This window comes from Thioalkalivibrio sp. ALJ2, from assembly GCF_000378325.1.
In the GTDB taxonomy this organism is placed as follows: Bacteria; Pseudomonadota; Gammaproteobacteria; order Ectothiorhodospirales; family Ectothiorhodospiraceae; genus Thioalkalivibrio.
Map to the genome: position 1 here is coordinate 812,300 of NZ_KB899554.1, position 24,482 is coordinate 836,781.

Here is a 24,482-nt window from a genome sequence, read left to right on the forward strand (position 1 = left end):
TAAGCACAAGGAGCATTGCAATGAACGACAAGATTCTGGAAATGATTCATGCCGGTGACGTGGGTGCTGCCCGCGACGAGGTGATCCATCCGGTCCCGGCCATTACCGCCAACCGCCTGTCCGAGCTGGACCCGCGTTCGCGCTGGGTGATCCTGGAGGGCGTGGATACCAACGAACGTCGCGCCATCTTCCTGGCGATGGATGACGAAGAGCAGGCGATCCTGTTCGAGCACATGCCCGAGCCGGAGGCCCGCGAGCTGGTCCAGAGCCTGCCGGCCTACACCCTGGCGCGGTCTCTGACGCTGGTGGGCAAGTCCCTGGCGGACGAACTCCTGGATGCCCTCCCCGGGGCCAAGCGCGACAAGGTGCGCGCCCTGTGGCGTCAGGACGAGGACACCGTGGCTCGTGTGATGCGTCGCCCGGTGTTCTGGGTGACCCCGGAAGAGACCGTCAGCGAGGTCACCGCCCGCCTGCGCGACGATCGCAATATGCCGGACGATGTCGGGGCCGCACTGCTGATTACCGATCGCGACCACCACTACAAGGGGCTGGTGCGCCTGGGCCGGATGTTCCGCGCGGAGTCCGGCCAGACGGTTGGGGATCTGATCGAACTGGAGGACTTCTGCACCACGCCCGACGGCGACAAGGTCGAGGCCGCCCGCCTGCTGCAGCGCACGGATCTGCCGTATCTGCCGGTGGTGGATGCCGACGGCGTGCTGGTGGGGGTGCTGCGCATCGACGACGCGATGGACGTGCTCGAGGAAGACACCTCGGAGGACTTCTACAAGAAGGCCGGGATCGGCGACCTGCTGCACCAGAAGGATGTCGTGCGCTCGGAGAAGCTGACCTCCGGCGGGATCGGCTATGCGGTCAAGGTGCGCATGGCCTTCCTGATGGTGACGCTGGCGGGTGGTCTGGCCGTAGGCGGGGTGATCGACTTCTTCGAGGACACCCTGGCGGCGGTGGTCGCGCTGGCCATCTTCATCCCGCTGGTGATGGACATGGGCGGCAACGTTGGCACGCAGTCGACCACGATCTTCGCCCGCGGGCTCGCCCTGGGGCATATCAACCTGGGCCGCTTCTTCCGCGCGCATCTGGTCCGAGAGGGGGGCGTAGGCCTGGCCATGGGGGTTGTGATGGCCGTCATCGCCGGTACCATCGCCCACTTCTGGCAGGGTGCGCCGAACGGCATCCCGGAGCTGGGCATCGTGGTTGGCGTGGCACTGTTTGTCTCGGTGTTTACCGCGTCGATCCTGGGCTTCCTGCTTCCGTGGGTACTGCTGAAGATCGGTGTGGACCATGCGCCAGGCGCGGACCCGTTCATCACGACCATCAAGGATTTCACCGGGCTGGCCGTGTACTTCGGCATGGCCGCCTGGCTGCTGAGTGCGCACATGCCGGCCTGAATGCCGGGGAATCCGAACCGTGTTGCCGGAGACAGAATCCGGCAACACGCCCGTAACGAACGTTTGATAGAAGAGGAATTGACATGAACCATCGAAACTTCCATCGCGGCGTGCTGGCCGCAGCCAGTGTATTCGCCTTCGGCATCTCGGCGGCCCAGGCCACCGAGGCCGAATTCAACATCGGCGTGTTCACCGACTACATCGACGACGGTGCGTCCAAGTCCGACAACGACCCGGTGGTGCAGGGCGGCTTCGAGCTGGGCTTCCCCACCGGCGTGTTCACCGGTGTGCAGGCCTCCAGCCTGGGCAGTGGCCGTGGCACCGAGATCGTCCCGTTCGTCGGCTATGGCTTCGACGCTGGCCCGATCGGCATCGAATTCGGCTACGAGTACTCCCATTACTCCAGCCTGGATGACGAAGACGAGGGTGAGCTGTTCCTGGGCGCCGATTGGGGGCCGCTATTCGCCGAGGTGGCGTATGTCGCCCACGCCGACGATCGCGATGCCGAGGGCAGCCGCGTCTGGTTCGTCGGGGCCGGGCACGAGGTGGCCCCGCGTACCGAGCTCTTCGGCGGGCTCGGCTATGACGATCCGGCCGATGACAACGGCGCGAAGTTCTGGGAACTGGGCGCGGCGCACGCGACCGACTTCGGCACCTTCTCGCTCACCTACGCCTCGCGCGACGAGAGCGGTGCTCAGGACCTCTTCGTGGCCGGCTACACTCTGAGCTTCTGACGCGTCCGCTCCGGACACTGACCAGCGGGCCGTCTTCCGGGACTCCGAGCCGGGAGGCGGCCCGTTTTCTTTTGCAGGATCCGAGTCCGGAAAGGAGCGTTGTGACTGCCAGGGCGGGCCCGTAGCTGCCGTTCAGATTGCGCAGCGTTCCCTGCTGCCCGAACGGCTGGCAGATAACCAGCCGCCTGGCAGCGGTGAGCAGACCCGTTTCCCAAAACCGAAGCTCCGGGACAGGGCCCCGGAGCCTGCAAGTACACAAACTGAGCGCGAACCGCTGCACAGGTGCCGCGATGGAAATGATCAATCTCGTAGCAGGCGTCCTGCTGATCCTGTTCGGCCTGCGCTTCCTGCGCAAGGGCTTCGCGCGGGCGATGGGCGGTGACCTGATCGACTGGCTGCAGGGCTTTACCCGCACTCGCCCCCGCGCATGGGTCGGTGGTGTCGCGGGCGGGGTCGTAATGCCCTCGTCGACGGCCGCGGCCCTGCTCTCGGTGCAGATGACCCGCCGCGGGAATGTCGCCTGGGAAAACGTGCTCGCGGTTCTGCTGGGGGCGCAACTGGGCACGACGGCGCTGATCCAGGTGTTGTCCTTCGACCTGCAGGCATTCGCGGGCCTGTTCGTCGCCCTGGGCGCGGCGTTGTTCCTGTACGTCGAGGCCCCACGGCCGCGGGGAATCGGGCAGGCGCTGCTGGCGTTCGGTTTCATGCTGCTGGGGATGGGGCTGCTGGGCGAGGCCGCTCGCTCGCTGGGCAATGATCCCGCCGTGGTCAATCTCTTCGCCGCGCTGGGGCAGCTCCCCCTGCTGTTTCTGATCGGCGCTGCGCTGCTGACGCTGCTGATGCAGAGCGCCACGGCGTCGATTGCGCTCGCGCTTGCGCTGGTCGCAAGCGGGCAGGTGGACCTGACGATGCTTCTGCTGTGGGTACTGGGCGCGAACATCGGTCTGGTGCTGACGGTGTTGGTTGCCGGCTGGGGCGATCGCCAGGGGCGCCGGCTCGGTCTGGCCAATTTTCTGGTCAAGGGGCCGCTGGTGGTCGCGCTCACCGCCGTGTTGCTGACCGTTCCGCTGGCATCGCTGGAGTCGCTGCCCGGTACCCTCCCGCAGCAGGCGGCCTGGGGCCATACCCTGTTCAATCTGGCTGCCTGTGCGGCGATCCTGTTCGCGCCTCTGCTCGGGCGCTGGGTCCGTGTCCTGGTTCCCAAGCCCGCCGCCGAGCCCTCCGCGGCGACCAGTCTCGACCCGCTGCTCCTGCAGAATCCAGCCCTGGCCCTGAACGCCGTGCTGCGTGAGACACTGAAGGTGTTCGATCAGCTGCACCTGATCCGCGAGCGGGCGATGCTCGCGCTGTCCGAGGGTGCGCTTCCGCCCGGGCTCAAGACGGAGATGGATCATCGGCGCTGGCAGATCCTGGAGGTTCGCGACGAACTGGTGGAGTTCCTGGACGGCATCCCCGACGACGCGCTGGATGAGGACGACCAGGTCCTGAAGGAGACTCTGGACGACTTCATGCGCGAACTGCCGGTCATCGTGCGCACGCTGGGTCCGAACCTCTACGAGGATGTCGAGCGCCTCGTGCGGACACATCCCAACGCGCTGGACGCCGCGCGCCCGGTGTTGGCCGAGGCCGCGACGCGGCTCTCGCAGCAGATGAACACCGTGGCGCGGATGCTGATGCGCGAGCGCCCCGAGTTCGGGCGCAAGATCCTGGAACGCAAGCAGGAGAACAGCCGCTGGCTGATCCAGGCGAAGCGCACGCAGATCGGCCTGCCGTACCCGGTCTGGGAGATCCTCGATGACTTCCAGCAGCTCAATCGCCGTCTGAGCGGTGTCGCGTACGTCTACTGCCGCAACGAACCGGAGGTCGAGGCGCTGGACACGTAAGTATGCTTGTTACCGAGCTGATGCGATTCAGGCACCGAGGCACTGGCCAAACAGAAAGGAGAATCCGGATGACGCCGAACAGCTTGCCTCCAATTCAGGCCCCTGCGGTGCCCGAGTTTCGCTCTTTTACGGATGCCGACCAGGCGGTCGCCTGCCTGGAAGAGCTCTACGCGACCGCAACACGATTTCTTGTCGAAGCGTTTGATGGTGTTTCCAGAGGTGAGCTGCCGGCGGCCCGTTTCAGGGCTTGCTATCCGGAAATCCGTTTTTCCACCTCGCGCTTCGATCCGATCGATTCGCGCCTGAGCTTCGGCCACGTAACGGAGCCGGGAACGTATACGACAACGGTGACCCGCCCGGACCTGTTCCGGGATTACCTGCATCAGCAGATCACGTTGCTAATGCAGAACCATGGCGTCCCGGTCAGCGTGGGTCCCTCCACAACGCCGATACCCCTGCAATTTGCCATGGCCGGCAGGGGTGAGGTGAAGCCGCTGGAGCATGACGGGCAGGAGCGCTCGCTGCGCGACCATTTCGATGTGCCGGATCTGGCCACCATGAATGACGAGGCCGCCAATGGTGACGCCGTGGCGCGCGAGGACGGCTCCCTGCCGCTGGCCCTGTTCAGCGCGCAGCGGGTGGATTACTCGCTGGCGCGGATTGCGCATTACACGGGCACTGCGCCCGAGCATTTCCAGAACCACGTCCTGTTCACCAATTACCAGTTCTACATGGACGAGTTCGAGGCCTTCGCCCGTGCACAGCTAAGCGATCCCGGCAGCGGCTACACCGCGCTCGTGGCGCCGGGGGATGTCGTGATCACCGACCCTGACGCGCCGATCCCCGCACGGCCCCGCTTGCCGCAGATGCCGGCCTTCCACCTGCAGCGTCCGGGCGGGGCGGGGGTGACGCTGGTCAATATCGGTGTGGGGCCATCGAATGCGAAAACTGCCACCGACCATATCGCCGTGCTGCGCCCGCGTGCCTGGCTGATGGTGGGTCATTGCGCCGGGCTGCGAAGCTCTCAGGCGCTGGGGGATTTCGTTCTCGCCCATGCCTACCTGCGCGAAGACCACGTGCTCGATGCCGATCTGCCCGTATGGGTGCCGATTCCGGCTTTGGCCGAGATTCAGATCGCGCTTCAGGATGCCGTGGCGGAGATCACGCAGCTCGAAGGCTACGACCTGAAGCAGATCATGCGCACCGGCACGGTAGCCACCATCGACAATCGGAACTGGGAGTTGCGGGAGCAGTCCGGGCCGGTGCAGCGCCTCAGCCAGTCTCGGGCGATCGCCCTGGATATGGAAAGCGCAACCATCGCGGCCAATGGGTTCCGCTTTCGCGTCCCCTACGGGACGCTGCTGTGCGTATCCGACAAGCCGCTTCACGGTGAACTGAAACTGCCAGGCATGGCGTCGAGCTTCTACCGAACACAGGTGTCGCGCCACCTGCAGATCGGGATTCGCGCAATGGAGTCGCTGCGCGACATGCCCATCGAGGAAATCCACAGTCGCAAGCTGCGTTCCTTCAACGAAACGGCGTTCCTGTAGCGCCTCGAGATAGTGGTGCGTCAGGCGGTCTGGCCGTAGCGGCGTTCGATGTAGGCCTCGACGCGGGCCTGGAATTCCTCGGCGATGCGTTCGCCCTTGAGCGTCACGGTCTTCTCGCCGTCCTCGTAGACCGGGGCCACGGGTTGCTCGCCGGTGCCGGGGAGGGAGATGCCGATGTTGGCGTGCTTGCTCTCGCCGGGGCCGTTGACCACGCAGCCCATTACCGCGACGGTCATCTCCTCCACGCCCGGGTACTGTTGCTTCCAGTTGGGCATCTGCTGGCGGATGTAGGACTGGATGTCCTGTGCCAGGTGCTGGAAATACTCGCTGGAGGTGCGACCGCAGCCGGGGCAGGCGACCACCGACGGCAGGAAGCTGCGCAGCCCCATGCTCTGCAGGATCTCCTGGGCGACCAGGACCTCCTGGGTGCGGTCGCCGCCGGGCTCCGGGGTCAGCGAGATGCGGATGGTGTCGCCGATGCCCTGCTGCAGCAGCACGGCCAGGGCGGCGGTGGAGGCGACGATGCCCTTCGCGCCCATGCCGGCCTCTGTCAGCCCGAGGTGCAGCGGGTAGTCGCAGCGCGCGGCCAGGTCCTGGTAGACGCTGATCAGCGGCTGCACGCCACTGACCTTGGCCGAGAGGATGATGCGGTCGTGGGCCAGACCGATGCGTTCGGCCTCGGCCGCGCTCTCCAGTGCCGAGGCGATCAGCGCCTCCTGCATCACCGCCTCGGGTGCGGCCGGCTCGGCGCGCTGGCTGTTCTCGTCCATCATCCGCGCGAGCAGGGCCTGGTCCAGACTGCCCCAGTTCACGCCGATGCGCACCGGCTTGTCATAGCGGATCGCGGTCTCGATCATCGCGGCGTACTGGGCGTCGCGCTTCGAGCCGCGGCCGACATTTCCGGGATTGATGCGCAGCTTGGCCAGCGCCTCGGCGCACTGCGGGTACTTGGTCAGCAGCTTGTGCCCGTTGAAGTGGAAGTCCCCGACCAGCGGCACCTCCAGCCCCATGGTCTCCAGCCGCTCGCGGATCTCCGGTACGGCCTTTGCCGCGTCCTCGGAATTCACCGTTATGCGCACGACCTCGGAGCCGGCGCGTGCCAGTTCCGCCACCTGCACGGCGGTGCGCAGCGCATCGGCAGTATCGGTGTTGGTCATCGACTGCACCATCACCGGGGCATCGCCACCGACGGTGACAGGGCCGATGCGAACGGGGACGGTCTTGCGGCGGGTGGGGGTCGTGTTCATGTTGAGCTATGCGGGGGCGGTATAACGGTGCGCGGAGTGTAACGCAGGCCCCGCCCGCTGCCGAGACGCCGCAGGCGGCACGGGGTTGCCGTAGCTGCTGCAGTTCACGGATTCAGGGCCGCCTTCCACGGCTGAAAGGTCCGGTCGATTGCCTCGCGGCTGGCCGTGTGGCGTGCCTCGACATGCTCGGCGATGGCCTGCTGCCAGGTCAGGCGGGTCTCGGTGTGCAGGGCGTCCAGGGCCTCGTGCAGGGCGGCCTCGAGGGCCTCGCGGTGGCGCGCCTCGTCGATCCGCAGCAGCACCCAGTCGGTCCCGACCCAGGCCGCGCCGGCGGCCGCGATCCCGCAGCCGAGCGAGACTGGGCCGCTCCAGGCGCAGACCCCCGCGCCCAGGGCCCCCGCACGCCCGGCCCGGGTCAGTGCCGCGCCGCCACTGCGCGCCGCCTGGGCCGCCAGACGGGCCTGGACCGCACGGGCGATCAGCGGGGTGGCCAGCCCCGTCCCGGCGGCGGCCGTGGCTGCCAGGCCCGCGCGCTGTTCCAGCCGGGCGAGATCCGCATCCATTGCACTGGCCAGTTGCTGGGCGCGTTCGATGCGTGCGTGCTGTTCGATCGGCGACTGCAGGGCCGCCGGCGTGGCGGGTACGCGGGCGTCGGCCATCTCGCGCGTCAGGGCGATGCGCCAGGCATCCCGGACCTTGCGCTGATCCTCGTCCAGGCCCCATTGCGCCCGTTCGGCAAGCGCCTGCAGGGGGCCGTCCCAGAGGTCTTCCGGCAGGAGCTGATCGCGCAGGGCCCGCGTGGCTGCGTCTTCTTCGGCCGTGCCCAGCCACTGGGCGCCGCGGAGCAACAGGCGCTGATACTCCGCACCCAGCGAGAAGTACCAGTCCGCGACCTCTGGCACGCGGTCGTGCAAGGTCTGGAAGTGCTGGTCCAGTTCGTGATCAATCCGAGTCTGCCACTGGGCTCGGACCTGCTCGTCACCGGCCTCCAGCCACTCCAGCGAGAAGCGCTCCAGGCGGCTCAGCCGGTCGCGGTCGAGCCGATAGCGCTCGCCCTCGAACTTCAGTTCGACATGCGCCTGGTCATCCCACTGGCGCGGTTCGTGGCGATCGACCTGGGCCAGGAACGCGGCCGCCGCAAGGGCGGTCAGCGCGAACCAGACCAGGGTCCGCAGGAGTCTACGGTTGCGCGGGGTCATCGCCGGGATCACGGGGCGGGAGCAGTCCGTTGGCCAGCAGCAGGAAGCCGGCGGCCAAAAATGCCTGTTCGATCAATAGCAGCGACCAGGCCACCAGCACCGGCAGGGGCTGGGCGCCGGGCGGCAGCCACTGCTGGCCAAGCCACAGGCGCAGCCCGTCCTGGGCCGCGGCCAGTTGCAGCCCGATCTCCAGCACGGCGCTTCGGGCCCCTTCGTGCTCCACCATGAACCAGATCACCTGTTCCAGCGAGGCGCCGGAAAGGTCCGGATACCAGCCACGCAGGGCCAGCACCAGCAACGCCAGTGTCAGCCCGCCGCCGGTGATCCACAAGGCGCCGCGCCGGGCCAGCTCCGGGGCCAGCCGCGGGTGCGCATGACCGGCGATCAGCCGGGCAAAGGCGGCCTCCAGCACGACCAGTGCCAGCGCGCCCGCGACCAGGACCGCCCACACCGCCGGGGTCTGGATGCGGGCCAAGGCCAGGACCAGCAGCCCGCCCAACAGAGCCCCCACGACCAAGTGGCGCAATGCCATCAGCGGGCCCCCGCGCAGGCGTTCGCTCCACGGGCTGCCCGCATCCAGATAGCCGCGCAGGAACGCCGCCCGGCGCAACCGGTGGCGGCGAAAGCCGCCGTAGCCGATCAGCAGGGTCGCCCCGATCCACAGGGCCAGGATCACCGCTTCGGGCGCCACGCGCAGGTTCAGGTGGAGCAGCCACAGCCCCATCAGCAGGAGCACCAGCGTGAACAGCTGGCGGGCGGCATTGGCCGGCGCCCGGGTGGGCACCGCGGCGGCGGGGGCAGTGGCGGACATGCGTGACTCCGCAAGGGATGTCTCCCGATGGTAGCAAGCGCGGGCGTCGCGCGATGCAGGAAGAAGCCGTTCTGGTGCGGTTCAGGTGGTCAGGGTATAACCGGGGCATGCCACGCATCGCCGTCATTATTCTCCTTTGTCTGCTCGCTGTGCCGATATCGGCGGAGGACTGGCAACTGCATGCCGTGTTCGGCAATCAGGTCGTGCTGTCGGTCGACGGCGAGCGCGCGCTGGTCGGCGAGGGCGAGACCGGGCCGGGCGGGGTGCGGGTACTGCGCATCTCCGGCAGTGGCGCGGTGGTCGAGCGCGCCGGCGAGCGTCGCGAACTTCAGGTGGAAAGACGCCCCCGCGGCGCCGGTGCGCCCCAGGTCGACCGGCGTGGCGCCGGGGTCAGCGTACATCGGGATTCGGCGGGCGAGCACGCGGTTACCGGCGGGGTCAACGGTCAGGCGGTGACCTTCGTGATTGATCCCGAGGCCGAGTGGGTGCTGCTGCGCGAACGCGATGCCCGGCGCGCGGGTCTCGATCCGGATCGCGGGGAGTCGGTCCGTGTCGAACGCGCCCGCGGAAGGATCGAGGGTCGTTCGCTGCGTGTTGATCGCCTGCAACTGGGGCACCTGGCCCGTGATGACGTCCCGGTGATCGTCCTGGCCGACGAGGACCTGCCGCGCTCGCGTCTGGGTCAGGCGTTCCTGGATGCCTTCGAGGTCGAGTTCGACGGCGGGGCCTACACCATCCGGCCGTAAGCTCCCTGCCAGGTGGATTCGCGTTAGGATGCGGCAAACCATGCCTCCGGTCCCCTATGCCGCTGATCCGGCGTCACCCCGTCGATGCCCCCGCCCCGCGCCGCGAGATCTTTGGCTGGGCGATGTTCGACTTCGCCAACCAGGCCTACACGCTGCTGATCATCACGGTGATCTTCGGCGATCTGTTCACCCGCATCATCGTCGGTGACGGGCCGGACTACCGGCTGGGCAATCTGCTGTGGAGCCTGGCCCTGGCGATCAGCTACGGGATGGTGGTGATCGCTGCCCCGTTCGCCGGTGCGATCATGGATGCCACGGCCTCGCGCAAGCGCTTCCTGATGGCCTCCTGGATGCTGACCGTGATCGCCACGGCGATGCTCTACTTCGTCGAGCCGGGGCTGGTGGTCTTCGGCATGGCGCTGATCATCGCCTCCAACTTTGGCTACGCGATTGGAGAGTCCTTTATCGCCAGCTTCCTGCCCAGTCTCGGGCCGCCGGAGAAGCTTGGCTGGATCTCCGGGCTCGGCTGGGGCATGGGCTATGTCGGCGGGCTGATTGCCACCGCCTTTGCCCTGGGTCTGCTGGGTGACGTCAGCGAGGAGAACTTCGAGCGCATCCGCTGGGTGGGACCGTTCGCCGCGGCCTTCTTCCTGATCTCCGCGATCCCGACCTTCCTGTTCCTGAAAGAGCGTGGTACGCGTCGGCGCATGCGCCGACGGCTGCAACTGGGGCTTGGCTGGCGCCGCGTGCGCGAGGCGCTGGTGACCCTGGGGCAGCGCCGCGAGCTGCGCGCGCTGTATGTGTCCATCTTCTTCATGATGGCCGGGATTTACATCATCATCTCCTTCACCTTCATCTACGGCTCGCAGGTGATCCAGTGGGAGGAGTCGGTGCGCATCGCGATGTTCGTGATCACCCAGGTCACGGCGATCATTGGGGCGATCGGGTTTGGCTTCCTGATGGACCGCGTCGGACCGGTGCGTATCTACCGCATCACCCTCGTGCTGTGGGCGCTGGCGGTGCTGGCGATCTTCGGCACCTCGGCCATTGCACAGTGGCTGAGCGCGTTGCTGGGCCAGCCGGTCGAGGCGCAGATGGTGTTTCTCGGGGTCGGGATTATTGCCGGGCTGTGTCTTGGGGCTGCACAGTCGGCCGGGCGCGCTCTGGTGGGCATGATGGTGCCGGTACGCGAGGCGGGGCGCTGGTTTGGCTTCTGGGCGCTGTCGGCGCGGGCGGCCGCGATCTTTGGCCTGGTCGGGATTGGCCTGTTGCAGGCCTGGCTGGGGCTGGCCAATGCGATCCTGTTCTGTCTGTTCTTGTTCGTGGCCGCGCTGCTGGCCTCGATTCCGTTGCATCTCGCCCGGCGCAACCGCGAGCCCGATACGGCCTGACTCGAAGGGCAGTCGCGCTGCCCTAATCGTGGTCACGGGCCGGGATGCGCGGGTCCTCCACCTCGTTTTCGTCCAGCATTTCGGTGTCCAGCATGAAGCCGATTGCGGCGTCGCTGATGCCGTTGATCACGAATTGCACGGCCAGTACCGCCAGGATCAGGCCGAAGACCTTGGTCAGGATGTCCTTCCCGGTGTCGCCCAGGTACTGGACGATGTAGCGCGAATAGATCATCGCGTAGTAGCAGGCCACCATGCAGGCCAGTACGCCGAGGAACACGAGCCCCGTGTGATAGACCGTCGGGGCCTCGCTGGTCAGGATCATTACCGTGGCGATCGCACCCGGACCGCTCATGAACGGGATCGCCAGCGGGATCACCGAGATATCCTCGGTCACGTGCCCCTTGTCGGCCTTCACCTCTTCGGCGGTCTCCTTTTCGGTCGCTCCCTTCTGCCGAATCATGCCGATCGCGATGCCGAACAGGATGATGCCGCCGGCGATGCGAAACGCGGCCAGGGTGATTCCGAACAACTGGAAGATCACCCCGCCCAGCAGGGCGAAGGCGAACAGCAGGGAGGTGGCTACCTTCACCGAACGCAGTGCGATCGCGCGCCGTTTCTCCTCAGAGGCGCGTGGCAGCATCGCCGTGAAGATGAACGCTGTGGTCAGCGGGTTCACGATCACGAACACCGCCAGGAAGGTGACGACGAGGTATTCCAGCAGTACGAGCATGACTGGATCTTAGGCCGGAAGCCGGAAGGTTGCGAGATAAGCTTGCGCAGGCGGCCTGATCACACCGATCGCCACGGCACTGCGCGCCTCGCGATGACGGTGCCCTTTTGGTGTCATTGCGAGGAACCAAGCGACGAAGCAATCGCCTGACGCTTGCGGGGCGCCCGAAATTCGGTTCCGGTGGTTCCGGACGGAAGTTGCCGCGCCCCCGGCGGAATCTCGCGATGACGGTGCCCCCTTCGCGTCATTGCGAGGAGCAGCGCGACGAAGCAATCTCCATGGGAAGCCCCGACGCCGGACCGTCGCGTGCGTGGGCAGGGACGGGGCCCGGTCGTTATACTCTGCGCGCATGAAGAAACGCCTGCACCCTGAATCCTTCCCGACCCTCGAGCACTTTGTCGGCAACACGCCGCTGGTGCGCCTGCAGCGCATGGCGGCGGATCTGCCGTCCACCGTGCTGGTGAAGCTCGAGGGCAACAATCCCGCCGGTTCGGTCAAGGACCGGCCCGCGCTGAACATGATCCAGGCGGCCGAGCGCCGCGGCGACATCCAGCCCGGCGATACCCTGATCGAGGCGACCAGCGGCAATACCGGCATCGCGCTGGCGATGGTCGCGGCGATGAAGGGCTATCGCATGATCCTGGTGATGCCGGACAACATGTCCGCCGAGCGGCGCGCCTCGATGAAGGCCTTTGGCGCCGAGCTGGTGCTGGTCTCGCGCGAGGAGAGCATGGAGGGCGCGCGCGACCTGGCCGACCGCATGGAGGCCGAGGGCAAGGGCCGGGTACTGAACCAGTTCGGCAACCCGGACAACCCCGATGCCCACTACATCGGCACCGGGCCGGAGATCTGGCGCGACACCGAGGGCACGGTGACCCACTTCGTGTCGGCGATGGGGACCACCGGCACCATCATGGGCGTGTCGCGCTATCTGAAGGAGCGCGACCCCAGCGTGCAGATCGTCGGCGTGCAGCCCACTGAGGGATCGTCGATCCCCGGCATCCGGCGCTGGCCGGAGGCGTACCTGCCGACCATCTTCGAGGCCTCGCGGGTCGACCAGACGGTGGATGTGACCCAGGAGGAGGCCGAGGACACCATGCGCCGGCTGGCCGCCGAGGAGGGCATCTTCGCGGGTGTCTCCTCCGGCGGTTCCGTGGCCGCGGCCCTGAAGCTTGCAGCCGCGACCGAGGGCGGCACCTTCGTCGCGATCATCTGTGACCGCGGCGACCGCTACATCTCCACCGGCGTGTTCCCCGTATGAGCGCCCCGATCCTGATCTTCGATCTCGAGACCGTCCCCGACATCGACGGCGCCCGGCGCCTGCACGACTTCGAGGGCCTGAGCGATCACGAGGTGGCCGAGGCGCTGTTCGCCCTGCGCCGCGCGCAGGCCGGCACGGAGTTCCTGAAGCACCCGCTGCACCGCATCGTCTCCATCGGCGTGCTCTACCAGGGGGGCGACGCGCTGAAGCTCTCCGCGTTCGGGCGCGAGGGCGAGGACGGCCAGACGCCGACCGAGGCCGAGCTGCTGCGCCAGTTCTTCGATGTAATCGACAAGCGCACGCCGCAGCTGGTCAGCTGGAACGGCGGCGGCTTCGACCTGCCGGTGCTGCACTACCGCGCGCTGGTCAACGGTGTGCAGGCCCCGCGCTACTGGGAGCAGGGCGACGACGACCGCGAGTTTCGCTACAACAACTACCTGTCGCGCTTCCACTGGCGCCATGTGGACCTGATGGACGTGCTGGCCGGCTTCCAGGGCCGCGCGGTCACCAGCCTCGACATGATGGCGAGCCTGCTCGGCTTTCCCGGCAAGCTGGGCATGGACGGCTCCCAGGTCTGGCCGGCCTGGCGCGACGGCCGCGCCCGCGAGATCCACGACTACGTGGAGCACGACGTGCTGAACACCTATCTGGTCTGGCTGCGCTTCGAGTACATGCGCGGCAATCTGACCGACGCGGCCCTGGCCAGCCGGCAGCAGCAGCTGGCCGAGTACCTGGAGGCCAGCGGCGCGGCCCACCACCGCGAATTCCTCGACGCCTGGCAGCCGGCCGGACGCGCGGACTGATGGCACGCATCGACAAGACCCCGTTCGAGGCCACCATCGAGGAGGTCACGCTGGATGGCCAGGGCGTGATCCGCCGCGATGGCAAGGCCTGCTTCATCCACGGGGCGCTGAAGGGCGAGCGGGTGATGGCCCAGCAGACCGGGCGCAAGCGCCGCTTCGACAGCGCCGAGGTGGTAGAGGTGCTGGAGCCGGCCCCGGGCCGGGTCGAGCCGCCCTGCGAGTTTTTCGGCCTGTGCGGCGGCTGCAAGCTGCAGCATGCCTCGATCGAGACCCAGCGTGCGATCAAGGAGCAGGCCCTGTTCGATGCCCTGGAGCGTATCGGCCACGTGACCCCCGAGGCCCGTTTCGAGCCGCTGACCGACACCACCCTCGGCTACCGCCGCACCGCGCGGCTGGGGGCGAAGTACGTGCCGAAGAAGGGCGGGGTGCTGGTCGGCTTTCGCGAGCGCGGCAGTCCGTATCTGGCCGAGATGACCCACTGCGAGGTGCTGCACCCGGCCGTGGGGCAGCGCATCCGGGCCCTGCGCGAGCTGATTGGCGGCCTCGAGGCGCGCGATCGCCTGCCGCAGATCGAGGTGGCGGTGGATGACGACGAGCGCGTGGCGCTGATCTTTCGCAACCTGGATCCACTGTCGGAGGCGGACAGCGCGCGCCTGTCCGCCTGGGCGGAGGCCGAGGGCATTCAGGTGTATCTGCAGCCCGGCGGCCCGGACACGGTGGAACCGCTGGCCGGGCCGATCGAGCCGCTGGTCTATCGCCACCCGGATTACGACGTGTCGGTCCCGTTCATGCCGACGGACTTCATCCAGGTGCATGCCGGGATCAACCGCAAGATGGTCCCGCAGGCGCTGGCCGCGCTGGACCTGCATCCGGGCCAGCGGGTGCTGGATCTGTTCTGCGGGCTGGGCAACTTCACCCTGCCGCTGGCGCGCAGCGTGTTGGATGGCGAGGTGGCTGGCGAAGTAGTTGGCGTCGAGGTGGACGACGCGATGCTGGCACGGGCGCGCGCCAATGCCCGCGACCAGGGCATCGCCAACACCCGCTACGAACGCGCCGACCTGGACGACGTGGAGGCCCTGAAGAACGCCGCATGGCTGCACGAGCGCGCCGACCGCGTGCTGCTGGACCCGCCGCGCACCGGCGCGGCTGCGGCGATCGAGGCGCTGGCGCCGCAGGGCATCGAGCGCATGGTCTATGTTTCCTGCAACCCGGCCACGCTCGCCCGTGACGCCGAGCGCCTGGTGCATCATCATGGCTATCGCCTGGAGCGGGCCGGAATCATGGATATGTTCCCGCATACCGCCCATGTGGAATCCATGGCCGTGTTCCGGCGCGACTGACGCGCCGGCCCGACGAGCCAAGAGGGAGAGACTGAATGCTGGAGATCGTACAGGCGGGCGGCTGGCTGATGCTGCCGATCCTGCTGTGTTCCGTACTCGCGGTGGCCATCGTGCTGGAGCGGCTGTGGACGCTGCGCCGCTCGCGCGTGGTCCCGCCGCGCCTGCTGACCTCGGTGTGGGAGCAGATGCGCACGCAGGGCCTCAAGCTCGACGACATCCAGCGCCTGCGCGCGGGTTCGCCGCTGGGCGCGATCCTGGCCGCCGGTCTTGCCACCCATGACCGTGCGCGCCAGATCACCCAGGAGAGCATCGAGGAGGCCGGCCGTCGGGTGGCCCACGAACTCGAGCGCTACATGAATACGCTGGGCACCATCGCGATGATCACCCCGCTGCTGGGCCTGCTCGGCACCGTGGTCGGGATGATCGAGGTCTTCACCGTGATCACCGAGATCGGCGTGGGCAGCCCGCGTGATCTGGCCGGGGGCATCTCCCAGGCCCTGATCACCACCGCCGCCGGCATCGGCGTGGCGATCCCGGCACTGGCCTTCCATCGCTACTTCCGGGGCCGCATTGACGAGCTGGTGCTGGAGATGGAGCAGGAGGCGACCAAGCTGGTCGAGGTGATCCACGGCGAGCGGGACGCAACCGCCGCCACGCCGGAAGGCGGAGTCACCGCGTGAACTTTCGCAGGCCGCACCATGACGAGCCGGGCGTCAATCTGACGCCGCTGATCGATGTGGTGTTTCTGCTGCTGATCTTCTTCATGGTCTCGACCACCTTCGATCAGCATGCGGACATCGAACTGACCCTGCCCTCGGCCGACCGCGAGGCCGAAGTGGTCGAGCGGGCCTGGCTGGATATCGTGGTGGATGCCGACGGCAACTACTTCGTCAACGGCCAGGAGCTGGTCAACCGCCGCGCCGAGACCCTGGAACGCGTGCTGTCCGAGGCGCGCGAGGGGCGCGAGGATGATCCCGTGCTGATCCGCGCCGACGCCAATACCTCGCATCAGTCGGTGGTGCGCGCGCTCGACGTGGTCGGGCGCCTGGGCATTACCTCGGTCTCGATCGCGACCCTGGGTGAACGCGACGACGATGACTGAGGGGCCACGCGAAGATGCCGCCTTCGGGGCTGCGCATGGGAGATGAGGCGGCGGGCTACGGTGATCGCCCGCTGCCGGTCTGGCGTGCCGTCTGGCGCGATTATCGCCAGGGCAACGGAGCGCGGGCGCGGGCGCGCCGCGGTTTTCTGAGCCCGCCCGCCGAGCGCGGGCGTCTGGTCTGGATCAAGGCTGGTGGCACCGCCGAGGATGTACGTCTGGGCATCGAGCTGCTGGGTGCGGTGCGCGACAAGCGTCAGGACGTGCGCATCGTGCTGACCTTCGAGCAGGACTACCCCGAGCTGTTCGAGCGCCACATGCAGCCATTCAAGAAGGTCGGCGTGGGCTATGGGCCCAGCGATCGCCCGCGCGTGGTGCGCCGTGTCCTGGATCGCTTCCAGCCCCACGGCATCCTCCTGGCCGGGGGCGGTGCCCCGCGCAGCCTGCTGGCACAGGCCCGATGCCCGGTGACCGCAGTCAATACGCGACCCCCGCAGTGGCAACCCGCGCGGCCAGTGGACCAGTGTTGGCCCCTGAACACATCCACGAGCTGGGCGGACGGTGCGGCGGCCGATGTCCTGCCGGTCGCCGACCCCCAGGCGCGTTTTGTCGAGGCCCAGGCGGACGTGGTCCTGCGCGCCCTGGTCGGCGGGGAGGTGCAGCGGCTTTGGTGGTGGCATGGACGTGACGACCAGTGGTCGGCATGGCGCGCGGCCTGGGTGGCATCCGGCATGGGGGCGACCGATATCCTGCTGGCCAGCCGCCGGGGTGGGGCGGCGGCGACCGCGCGCGATCTCCCGGGGGCCGGGCTGCGGGTCTCGGACTGGGATCGCTCGGCTCTGGCGCCGGGGACCGTCCTGCATCTGGATGACCGGCGCTGGTTTGCGGCAGCGGCCAGCGCCGCGCATGCGATACACCTGGCCGCCCCCGACCGTCAGGCCCTCTGGCAGGGACTGGCGGGGGGTGCGGCCGTGAGTCTGGGAGAGGCGCCGGCCACCGAGGTGCCATGCCCGGTGCTGGAAGATGCCTCCGCCGTGCTGGAGGCCTGGGCGCGCCTGCGGGACGACCCCGCCGCCCGGCGCCAGCAGGGTGACGCGGCCCGTCGGCGCTTCTGGGAGGAGCGCCGGCAGGTGGACGCCAACTTCGATGCCGTGCTGCGGCGGGTCTGGGACTGGTAGCCATGGGCCGGTTCAAGGCGTGGCTGGGCGCCCGCATCTGGGATCAGTGGTGTCATCGCGGGCCGTTCGCGGCGGCTATGTATCCGCTGTCGCTGGCCTATGCCGGAGCGGTGGAGTGGAATCGCCATCGGCTGGAGCAGGCCCGGCGGGGCATCACGATCCCGGCCAAGGCCGTGATCGTGGTCGGCAACCTGACGGTGGGTGGCAGCGGCAAGACCCCGATGACCATCTGGCTGGCGAAACGGCTGGCGGATGCCGGGTATCGGCCGGGGATCGTCAGCCGGGGCTACGGCGGGCGCGGGGACGTCGCAGGGATTCGCGTGACCCCGCTTTCCGACCCCGTGGTGGTCGGGGACGAGCCCCTGCTGATCGCACAGCGCACCGGGGTTCCGGTACAGGTCGACCGCGATCGCGTGCGCGGGGCTCAGGCGCTGACCGACCAGGGCGTGGATGTGGTGATCGCGGACGACGGGATGCAGCATCACCGTCTGCCGCGTGACATTACCATCCTGATGATCGACGGCAAGCGCCGGCTGGGCAACGGTCTGTGCCTGCCCTCCGGGCCGTTGCGCGAGCCGAAGACCGCACGGGAGCGGGCGGACTTTGTGCTGGTGACCAGTGGCGAGCCTGGCCCCGGCGAGTTTGCGATGGAGCTGGTGCCGTCCAGTCGCCTGCAGCGCGTGGATGGCCAGGGCGAGGGCTACAAGCCGCACCGCTTTGCCCGTCGCGATGCCCATGCGATTGCCGGCATCGCCGACCCGGAGCGTTTCTTTCGCATGCTCGAGGCGGCCCATATCGACATCATCCGCCACCCGTTTCCGGATCATCACCGCTTTCGTTCGCACCAGATCCGCTTCGGTGACGGGTTGCCGGTTCTGATGACCGAGAAGGATGCCGTAAAATGCCGGGCGTTCGCGCAGGAGAATCACTGGTACTGGCCGATTGCGGCCCGCGTGCCGTCCGCCTTCGAGTCGGCTTTGCTGGCCCGTCTGGAGACGGTCGCCCGAATCAAGAAGACGCTGATCTGACCGCGTCGCAACTACTATTGGGGTATTACATGGACAAGCGTCTGCTCGATATTCTCGTCTGCCCGGTGACCAAGGGCCCGCTCAAGTACGACCGCGAGAACCAGGAACTGATCTCCGTCTCCGCCGGTCTTGCCTATCCGATCCGCGATGAGATCCCGGTGATGCTGGAGGACGAGGCCCGCGCGCTGTCGGACGAGGAAAAGGAACGCTGGCGCGAGGCCTGAGGGTTCCATGGCCGCCTTCCACGTCGTGATCCCGGCCCGGATGGCCTCCAGCCGGCTGCCGGGCAAGCCGCTGGCAGCCGTCGCCGGGCGCCCCCTGATCGCCCATGTGATCGCCCGGGCGAAGGAGAGCCGGGCCTCGCGGGTGATCGTCGCGGCGGACGACGAGCGCATCCTCGATGTCGCGCGCCAGTGCGGGGTCGAGGCGTTTCCCACCGAGGCGGATCTGCCCTCCGGTACCGACCGCATCGCGGCAGTGGCGGCCGCCGAGGGCTGGGGCGACGAGTCCATCGTGGTCAATCTGCAGGGTGACGAGCCGCTGACCCCGGGGCCGCTGCTGGATGACCTGGCCCGCCTGCTGGCCGACACCCCGGACGCGGACATGGCGACCTTCGGCGTTCCGATCGTCCGCCCAGAAGACCTGGCCGACCCGAACCAGGTGAAGCTGGTCACCGATGCGTCAGGGCGCGCCCTGTATTTCTCGCGTGCCCCGATCCCCTGGGATCGCGAGGCCCATCGGGAAGGCCGTGCCCCGGCGCTGGATCAGGCGACCCGGCATCTCGGCGTCTATGCCTACCGTGCCGGCTTTTTGCGCCGAATGAGTGCGGAGGCACCCGCTGCACTCGAGCAGCTCGAGCAACTCGAGCAACTGCGGGCCCTGGCCATGGGTGCCTGGATCCAGGTCGGCCGTCGCGGCGATGCGCATCCGCCGGGTGTCGATACCCCGGAGGACCTAGACCGGGTAGATGCCCTGCTGTCGGGGCGGGCGCGTGTCTGACCACGGATTCTCCGGGTTTCCGCAGACTTGGGGCGCCGCTCCTGCTACCATCGTTGATTGATTCTGAAACCCCCGGCCCCAAGCGCCGGGGCGACCCCGGAGCACGCAGAGACCACCATGCTGCAAGCAATTCGCGACCGGGCGAGCGGCTGGCTCGCCTATGTGATTATCGGCCTGATTACCATCCCCTTTGCTGTCTGGGGGCTCGGGGAATATTTCGGTGGCTCCGGCCCGCTCGTCGCGGCCGAGGTCAACGGGACCGATATTCAGGTACGTGACGTGCACAACGAGGCGCGTGCACAGCGGGACCAGATGGCCCGCATGTTCGGTGGCCAGATCCCGGATGACCTGCTCGACGAGGAGGGCATCCGCATGCAGGCGCTGGAGACCCTGATTCGCCAGGAACTGCTGCGCCAGGCAGCCGATTCGGCGGGCTTCAAGGCCGCAGGGGACAGCATCTTGCGCGAGATTCGCGGGATGCCGGTGTTCCAGGAAGGTGGCCAGTTCAGTCGCGAGCGCTATGCCCAGTTGCTCAATGCCCAGCGCCTGAGCCCGTCGGACTTCGAGCGCGACATCGGCCGGTCGATCATCCTGTCGCAGCTCCAGGGTGGCATCCAGGCCACCGGCTTCCCGGCCGATGCAGTGGTGGACGACTTCAGCCGCTTGCGCAACCAGACGCGTGTGGCCAGCTGGCGCGTCTTCCCGGTCGATGACTTCGACCAGCCGGACGTGGTCGACGACGAGGCGATCGAGGCCTATTACGAGGCCAACCAGGACGATTTCACCACCGAAGAGCGCGTGCGCATCGCCTACCTGCAGCTCGACCCCGAGTCCCTGGAAGACGCGGTGGATGTGTCCGAGGACGATATTCGCCAGCACTACGAGGTGAACCGCAGCCGCTACGAAGAACCGGAGCTGCGTGCGGTGCGCCAGATCCGGATTCAGGACACCGGCGAGGAAGGCGAGGCGAAGATCAACGAATTGCGCGATCGCCTGGACGACGGCGAGGACTTTTCCGAGCTGGCCGAAGCGTATTCCGAGGACAGCCTCAGTGCCGACCGAGGCGGCAGCCTTGGCGAGATCGCCCGGGGCGACCTGGATCGCACGCTCGAGACCATCATCTTTACACTGCCCGAGGGGCTGATCAGCCGCCCGGTGCGTACCGACCGGGGCTGGTTCATCCTCGAGGTGACCTCGATTCAGGAGGCCCGCCCGCAACCGTTCGAGGACGTGCGGGACGAGGTTGAACGCGATCTGCGCGACCGCAGCGCCGAACAGATGCAGATCGACGCCCTGGATGACCTGATGGGACAGGCCGCCGAATATCCGGACAGCCTGGAGCCGGCCGCCGAGGCGACCCGTCTGGAGATCCAGACCAGCGACTGGTTTACCCGCGGCTCCGGCGACGGTATCGCTCAGCACCGTTCGATCCGCAATGCGGCCTTCGATCCCCGCGTGCTGGAGGATGGTCACAACAGCGAGGCGATCGACCTGCAGGATGGTTCGACCATCGTGCTGCGCATCGAGGAGCACGAGCCGTCCGAGGTCCGTCCGCTGGCCGAGGTCGAGGACGAGATCCGCGAGCGTCTGCGGCGGGAGGCGGCCGCCGATGCCGCCCGCGAAGCGGGTGAGGAGCTGATCGCACGGCTGCGCGACGCCGACGACTGGGCGGATGCCATCGAGGACGACGACGCCTGGCAGATGGAGCGCGAGGTGCGCCGGGATTCGCCGGTAGATGGCGATAACGGCGTGCCCGGTGGCTTGCAGCAGCACCTGTTCCGCCTGTCGGCTCCGGGCGAGGACGCCGTCGAGATCAGCGGCACGAGGCTGGGGAGTGGCGACTTTGCCGTCGCGATCCTGCATGAAGTCCGGCTGGACGAGCAGGAGGCGGACGAGGCGATGCGCCAGCAGGCCCGCGAGCTGATGCGCAATGCCTATGCCAGCGCCGAGTTCCGCGCCTATCTGGCCTGGCTGGAGTCCGAGGCGGATATCAAGCGTTATCCGGAGAACCTGGACTAGTCGCGCCCAGCGGGCGGTTCACCGGAACCGCCGAACGTAAAAAGGCCCGGTCCGCGAAAGCGGGCCGGGCCTTTTTCGTGGGTCGCGTACCCCGCCAGCCGGCCGGGGCGGGAGCTTAACTGTCCTTGTCGAGTCCGATCTCGGCGGCGCCCAGGCCGACGGTGTTGTAGCCCGAGTCGACGTACATCACCTCGCCGGTGATGCCGGAGGCCAGGTCGGAGCAGAGGAAGGCCCCGGCATTGCCGACCTGCTCGGTGGTCACGTTGCGGCGCAGCGGCGCGTTCGCCTCGACGTGGTCGAGGATGCGCTTGAATTCGCCGATGCCCGAGGCGGCCAGCGTGCGGATCGGGCCGGCGGAGATCGCATTCACGCGCGTGGTTTCCGGGCCCAGGGTGTAGGCGAGATAGCGGACATTGGCCTCGAGGCTGGCCTTGGCCAGGCCCATCACGTTGTAGTTGGGCATGGAGCGTTCGGCGCCGAGGTAGCTCAGGGTCAGGATGGAGGCGTCGCGGTCCTTCATCATGCCGCGTCCGGCCTTGGCCAGGGCCGCGAGGCTGTAGGAGCTGACGTCGTGGGCGATGCGGAAGCCGTCGCGGGTCATGTTATCGAGGAAGTCGCCGTCCAGTTGCTCCTTCGGGGCGAAGGCGACCGAGTGCACCAGGATATCGACGCCATCCCAGTAGTCGTCCAGGCGCTCGAAGACCTGTTCGATCTCGCGGTCGTCCTCGACGTTGCAGGGCACGAGAATGTCGGAGTCGAAATCGGCGACCAGCTTCTCCACACGGTCGCGCAGCCGCTCGTTCTGATAGGTGAACGCGAGCTCGGCGCCCTCGCGATGCATGGCCGACGCAATGCCGTAGGCGATGGAGCGGTTACTGGCTACGCCGACAATCAGCGCGCGCTTGCCCTTCAGAAAACCCATGTGAATCTCCTTGAATCTGGTTCGTGCCGGCCCCCTTTTAAAGGACCGCCCCGTGGCGGCCGGACCGGGCGGGAACCCAGTGCCGACGCGACTGTCTCGGGATCATACCGATGTGCCGCGGGTCGGGCCAGCAAGAATGGGACAACGCCGGTGAGACCGGCTGACGGGATTGCTATAGTGCGCGAAGTGCGGTCTGCATCGGTTGTCCCTGGGGGAGTGCGGACGTCGGTGCCACTCAAGAGCGGAGGCCTTGTGAGTCGTCATTTTGGTTGGATTGTCACCCTGATCGTGCTGGGCATCCTGCTGTTGCTGGTCATGGTCCAGGTGGATCGCCAGTGGCAGCGCATGGCCGCCATGCAGAACATGATGAGCGAGCAGGCGCGCGACCTGCGCGCTCTCCGCCGCAGTCTGCAGAGCCTGGAATCGGATCTGGCCGAGGGACGTTTTACGACCGGCGACGGCGAACGCGCACCGCGGGTTACGGAAGTGCCCTCGGCATTCGAGCGGGCGGCCGAGGTGGCGGGGCGCGAGGATTACGCGGAGGGCGACTGGCTGGTGCAGGCCTTCGGTACCGGGCTGGCGACGATCACGCCCTACGTCTCAAGCGACGCCTATGCCTCCGAGGTCCAGAACTACGTTCTGGAGTCGCTGGTGCAACGCCATCCGGAGACACTGGAATGGCAGGGCCTGCTGGCCGCGTCCTGGGACTTTGATGAATCCGGTCAGGAGCTGACCTTCCAGCTGCGCTCGGGCCTGCAGTTCTCCGACGGAGAGCCGCTGACTGCCGAGGATGTGGAGTTCACCTTCAACTTCCTGATGACCGACGCAATTGCGGTGCCGCGCGCGCGGGCGTTTCTGGAGAAGGTCGAGAAGGTGGAAGCGGTGGACGAGCGCACCGTCGTATTCACCTTCGAGGAACCGTACTTCGACGCCCTGCGAGTCGCCGGTGGCCTGGATGTCCTGCCGAAGCATTTCTACCAGCGCTATCTTGACGAGCCCGAGACCTTCAACGAGTCGCGCGGGATCCTGCTGGGTTCCGGCCCCTACCGGCTCGAGGACCCGACCGGCTGGACGCCGGATGCCGGGCGGATCGAACTGGAGCGCAATCCGCGCTACTGGGGGCCGGTGGAGCCCTCGTTCGACCGGCTCGTCTGGCGCGTGATCCAGAATGACTCGGCGCGCCTGACGACCTTTCGCAACCGCGATATCGATGTCTACGGCGCCCGGCCGCGCGAATATGCCCGGTTGCGTGATGACGAGGCCCTGCGCGAGCGGGCGGATACCCATGAGTACATGAGCCCCACCGCCGGGTATTCCTACATCGGCTGGAACCAGAAGCGCAATGGTGAGCCGACCCGCTTTGCCGATCCCCGTGTGCGCCGGGCGATGAGCTATCTGACGGATGTCGATCGCCTGATCGAGCAGGTGATGCTGGGGTATGCCGAGCGCGCGATCAGCCCGTTCAGCCCGCGCAGTGACCAGCACAACCCCGACCTCGAGCACATCCCCTTTGACGTCGATCGCGCGCTGGAGCTGCTGGCCGAGGCCGGCTACTCCGAGAAGAACCGCGACGGGGTGCTGGTCAACGAGGAGGGTGAGCCGTTCTCGTTCGACCTCGTGTACTTCCAGGACAACGAGGACACCCGCCGCATTGCCTTGTTCCTGCGCGATCTGTACGCGCGCGCAGGGGTCCATATGCGGCCGCAGCCGACCGAGTGGTCGGTGATGCTGGAGAAGCTCAGCCGCCAGGACTTCGATGCCATTACCCTGGGCTGGACCAGCGGCGTGGAGGTGGATATCTACCAGATGTTCCACTCCAGTCAGACGGTCTCAGGTGGTGACAACTTCATCAACTACGAAAACCCCGAGCTGGATGCCGTGATCGAGGCCGCGCGCGGCGAGGTGGACGAGGACGCGCGCATGGAACACTGGCGCGAGGCCGAGCGGATTCTGGTGGAGGATCAGCCGTATACCTTCCTGATGCGGCGCCAGACCCTCGCCTTCATCGACCGACGCATCCAGAACCTGGAGCAGACGGCGCTCGGCCTGAACCTCGGGTTTGTGCCGGTGGAGATCTACGTCCCGTTCGACCAGCAGCGGTACGGGCAGTAGCCGCATGCCAACCGGGGCCGGAGT

The 24,482-nt window shown here is 67.5% G+C and carries 22 protein-coding genes; 17 read left to right on the forward strand and 5 right to left on the reverse strand.

Translation table 11 applies throughout. From position 1 onward, the window contains the following. Positions 1–20 precede the first annotated feature (20 nt). The 4 genes from mgtE to F468_RS0103850 all read left to right on the forward strand — a co-directional run bounded on the left by mgtE (position 21) and on the right by F468_RS0103850 (position 5,573). Positions 21–1,406 carry a magnesium transporter gene (gene mgtE, locus F468_RS0103835; RefSeq protein ID WP_018138779.1) on the forward strand — a complete coding sequence of 462 codons (1,386 nt, stop codon included), beginning with the start codon at positions 21–23 and terminating at the stop codon, positions 1,404–1,406. 83 nt (positions 1,407–1,489) lie between these two features. Further along, complete coding sequence (locus F468_RS0103840; protein WP_018994642.1) at positions 1,490–2,140, forward strand: TorF family putative porin; 651 nt, start codon at positions 1,490–1,492, stop codon at positions 2,138–2,140. Between the two features lie 290 nt (positions 2,141–2,430). Beyond that, positions 2,431–4,023 (forward strand): Na/Pi cotransporter family protein, encoded by a 1,593-nt coding sequence (locus F468_RS0103845; protein ID WP_018138777.1) that lies wholly within the window; start codon positions 2,431–2,433, stop codon positions 4,021–4,023. A gap of 68 nt (positions 4,024–4,091) precedes the next feature. Next, the gene (locus tag F468_RS0103850) at positions 4,092–5,573 is read left to right on the forward strand and encodes an AMP nucleosidase (RefSeq protein ID WP_018138776.1); all 1,482 of its coding nucleotides are present in this window, start codon (positions 4,092–4,094) and stop codon (positions 5,571–5,573) included. A 20-nt stretch (positions 5,574–5,593) separates the two neighbouring features. Here the strand turns inward: F468_RS0103850 and ispG are convergent, their stop codons facing one another. The 3 genes from ispG to F468_RS0103865 all read right to left on the reverse strand — a co-directional run bounded on the left by ispG (position 5,594) and on the right by F468_RS0103865 (position 8,830). Next, on the reverse strand, positions 5,594–6,820 hold the full coding sequence (gene ispG, locus F468_RS0103855; RefSeq protein ID WP_018994644.1) for a flavodoxin-dependent (E)-4-hydroxy-3-methylbut-2-enyl-diphosphate synthase: 1,227 nt from the start codon (positions 6,818–6,820) through the stop codon (positions 5,594–5,596). 104 nt (positions 6,821–6,924) lie between these two features. Further along, positions 6,925–8,019, reverse strand: a complete 1,095-nt coding sequence (locus F468_RS0103860) for a hypothetical protein (RefSeq protein WP_038048953.1) — start codon at positions 8,017–8,019, stop codon at positions 6,925–6,927. Next, a complete protein-coding gene (locus tag F468_RS0103865; RefSeq protein ID WP_018174664.1) occupies positions 8,000–8,830 on the reverse strand; it encodes a hypothetical protein in 831 nt (276 codons plus the stop codon). Before F468_RS0103865 ends, F468_RS0103860 begins: the two co-directional genes overlap by 20 nt. 107 nt (positions 8,831–8,937) lie before the next feature. On the opposite strand from F468_RS0103865, the gene F468_RS0103870 reads away from it, so the two are divergent. Next, entirely contained in the window at positions 8,938–9,576 is a 639-nt protein-coding gene (locus F468_RS0103870; protein ID WP_018994646.1) for a TIGR02281 family clan AA aspartic protease, read from the forward strand. Between the two features lie 56 nt (positions 9,577–9,632). Beyond that, complete coding sequence (locus tag F468_RS0103875; RefSeq protein ID WP_018138771.1) at positions 9,633–10,967, forward strand: MFS transporter; 1,335 nt, start codon at positions 9,633–9,635, stop codon at positions 10,965–10,967. Between the two features lie 22 nt (positions 10,968–10,989). Here F468_RS0103875 and F468_RS0103880 read toward each other — a convergent pair whose 3' ends face one another. Continuing rightward, on the reverse strand, positions 10,990–11,697 hold the full coding sequence (locus F468_RS0103880; RefSeq protein ID WP_018138770.1) for a MarC family protein: 708 nt from the start codon (positions 11,695–11,697) through the stop codon (positions 10,990–10,992). Positions 11,698–12,046: 349 nt separating this feature from the next. On the opposite strand from F468_RS0103880, the gene cysM reads away from it, so the two are divergent. From cysM to F468_RS0103930, 10 genes are all read left to right on the forward strand, one after another. Then, positions 12,047–12,958, forward strand: a complete 912-nt coding sequence (gene cysM, locus F468_RS0103885; RefSeq protein WP_018174666.1) for a cysteine synthase CysM — start codon at positions 12,047–12,049, stop codon at positions 12,956–12,958. Beyond that, a complete protein-coding gene (locus F468_RS0103890) occupies positions 12,955–13,761 on the forward strand; it encodes a 3'-5' exonuclease (protein ID WP_018174667.1) in 807 nt (268 codons plus the stop codon). The genes cysM and F468_RS0103890 overlap by 4 nt, the downstream gene beginning before the upstream one ends. Then, a complete protein-coding gene (gene rlmD, locus F468_RS0103895) occupies positions 13,761–15,101 on the forward strand; it encodes a 23S rRNA (uracil(1939)-C(5))-methyltransferase RlmD (protein WP_018174668.1) in 1,341 nt (446 codons plus the stop codon). Before F468_RS0103890 ends, rlmD begins: the two co-directional genes overlap by 1 nt. Positions 15,102–15,136: 35 nt before the next feature. Next, a complete protein-coding gene (locus tag F468_RS0103900) occupies positions 15,137–15,781 on the forward strand; it encodes a MotA/TolQ/ExbB proton channel family protein (RefSeq protein WP_018138766.1) in 645 nt (214 codons plus the stop codon). Then, the gene (locus F468_RS0103905) at positions 15,778–16,203 is read left to right on the forward strand and encodes a biopolymer transporter ExbD (protein ID WP_018994647.1); all 426 of its coding nucleotides are present in this window, start codon (positions 15,778–15,780) and stop codon (positions 16,201–16,203) included. The genes F468_RS0103900 and F468_RS0103905 overlap by 4 nt, the downstream gene beginning before the upstream one ends. A gap of 35 nt (positions 16,204–16,238) precedes the next feature. After that, positions 16,239–17,378, forward strand: a complete 1,140-nt coding sequence (locus F468_RS0103910; RefSeq protein WP_018994648.1) for a glycosyltransferase N-terminal domain-containing protein — start codon at positions 16,239–16,241, stop codon at positions 17,376–17,378. Positions 17,379–17,380: 2 nt separating this feature from the next. Continuing rightward, complete coding sequence (lpxK, locus tag F468_RS0103915; RefSeq protein WP_018138763.1) at positions 17,381–18,406, forward strand: tetraacyldisaccharide 4'-kinase; 1,026 nt, start codon at positions 17,381–17,383, stop codon at positions 18,404–18,406. Positions 18,407–18,435: 29 nt separating this feature from the next. Next, a complete protein-coding gene (locus tag F468_RS0103920) occupies positions 18,436–18,630 on the forward strand; it encodes a Trm112 family protein (RefSeq protein WP_018138762.1) in 195 nt (64 codons plus the stop codon). A 7-nt stretch (positions 18,631–18,637) separates the two neighbouring features. Then, positions 18,638–19,405, forward strand: a complete 768-nt coding sequence (kdsB, locus tag F468_RS0103925; protein WP_018994649.1) for a 3-deoxy-manno-octulosonate cytidylyltransferase — start codon at positions 18,638–18,640, stop codon at positions 19,403–19,405. Positions 19,406–19,522: 117 nt separating this feature from the next. Beyond that, a complete protein-coding gene (locus F468_RS0103930; RefSeq protein ID WP_018993720.1) occupies positions 19,523–21,424 on the forward strand; it encodes a SurA N-terminal domain-containing protein in 1,902 nt (633 codons plus the stop codon). 115 nt (positions 21,425–21,539) lie between these two features. Here F468_RS0103930 and F468_RS0103935 read toward each other — a convergent pair whose 3' ends face one another. Then, positions 21,540–22,346: an enoyl-ACP reductase gene (locus tag F468_RS0103935; RefSeq protein ID WP_018138759.1), complete on the reverse strand. Its 807-nt coding sequence runs from the start codon at positions 22,344–22,346 to the stop codon at positions 21,540–21,542. Positions 22,347–22,598: 252 nt separating this feature from the next. Here F468_RS0103935 and F468_RS0103940 point away from each other — a divergent pair, with 252 nt between their 5' ends. Next, positions 22,599–24,458 (forward strand): peptide-binding protein, encoded by a 1,860-nt coding sequence (locus tag F468_RS0103940; RefSeq protein ID WP_018138758.1) that lies wholly within the window; start codon positions 22,599–22,601, stop codon positions 24,456–24,458. Positions 24,459–24,482 lie beyond the last annotated feature (24 nt).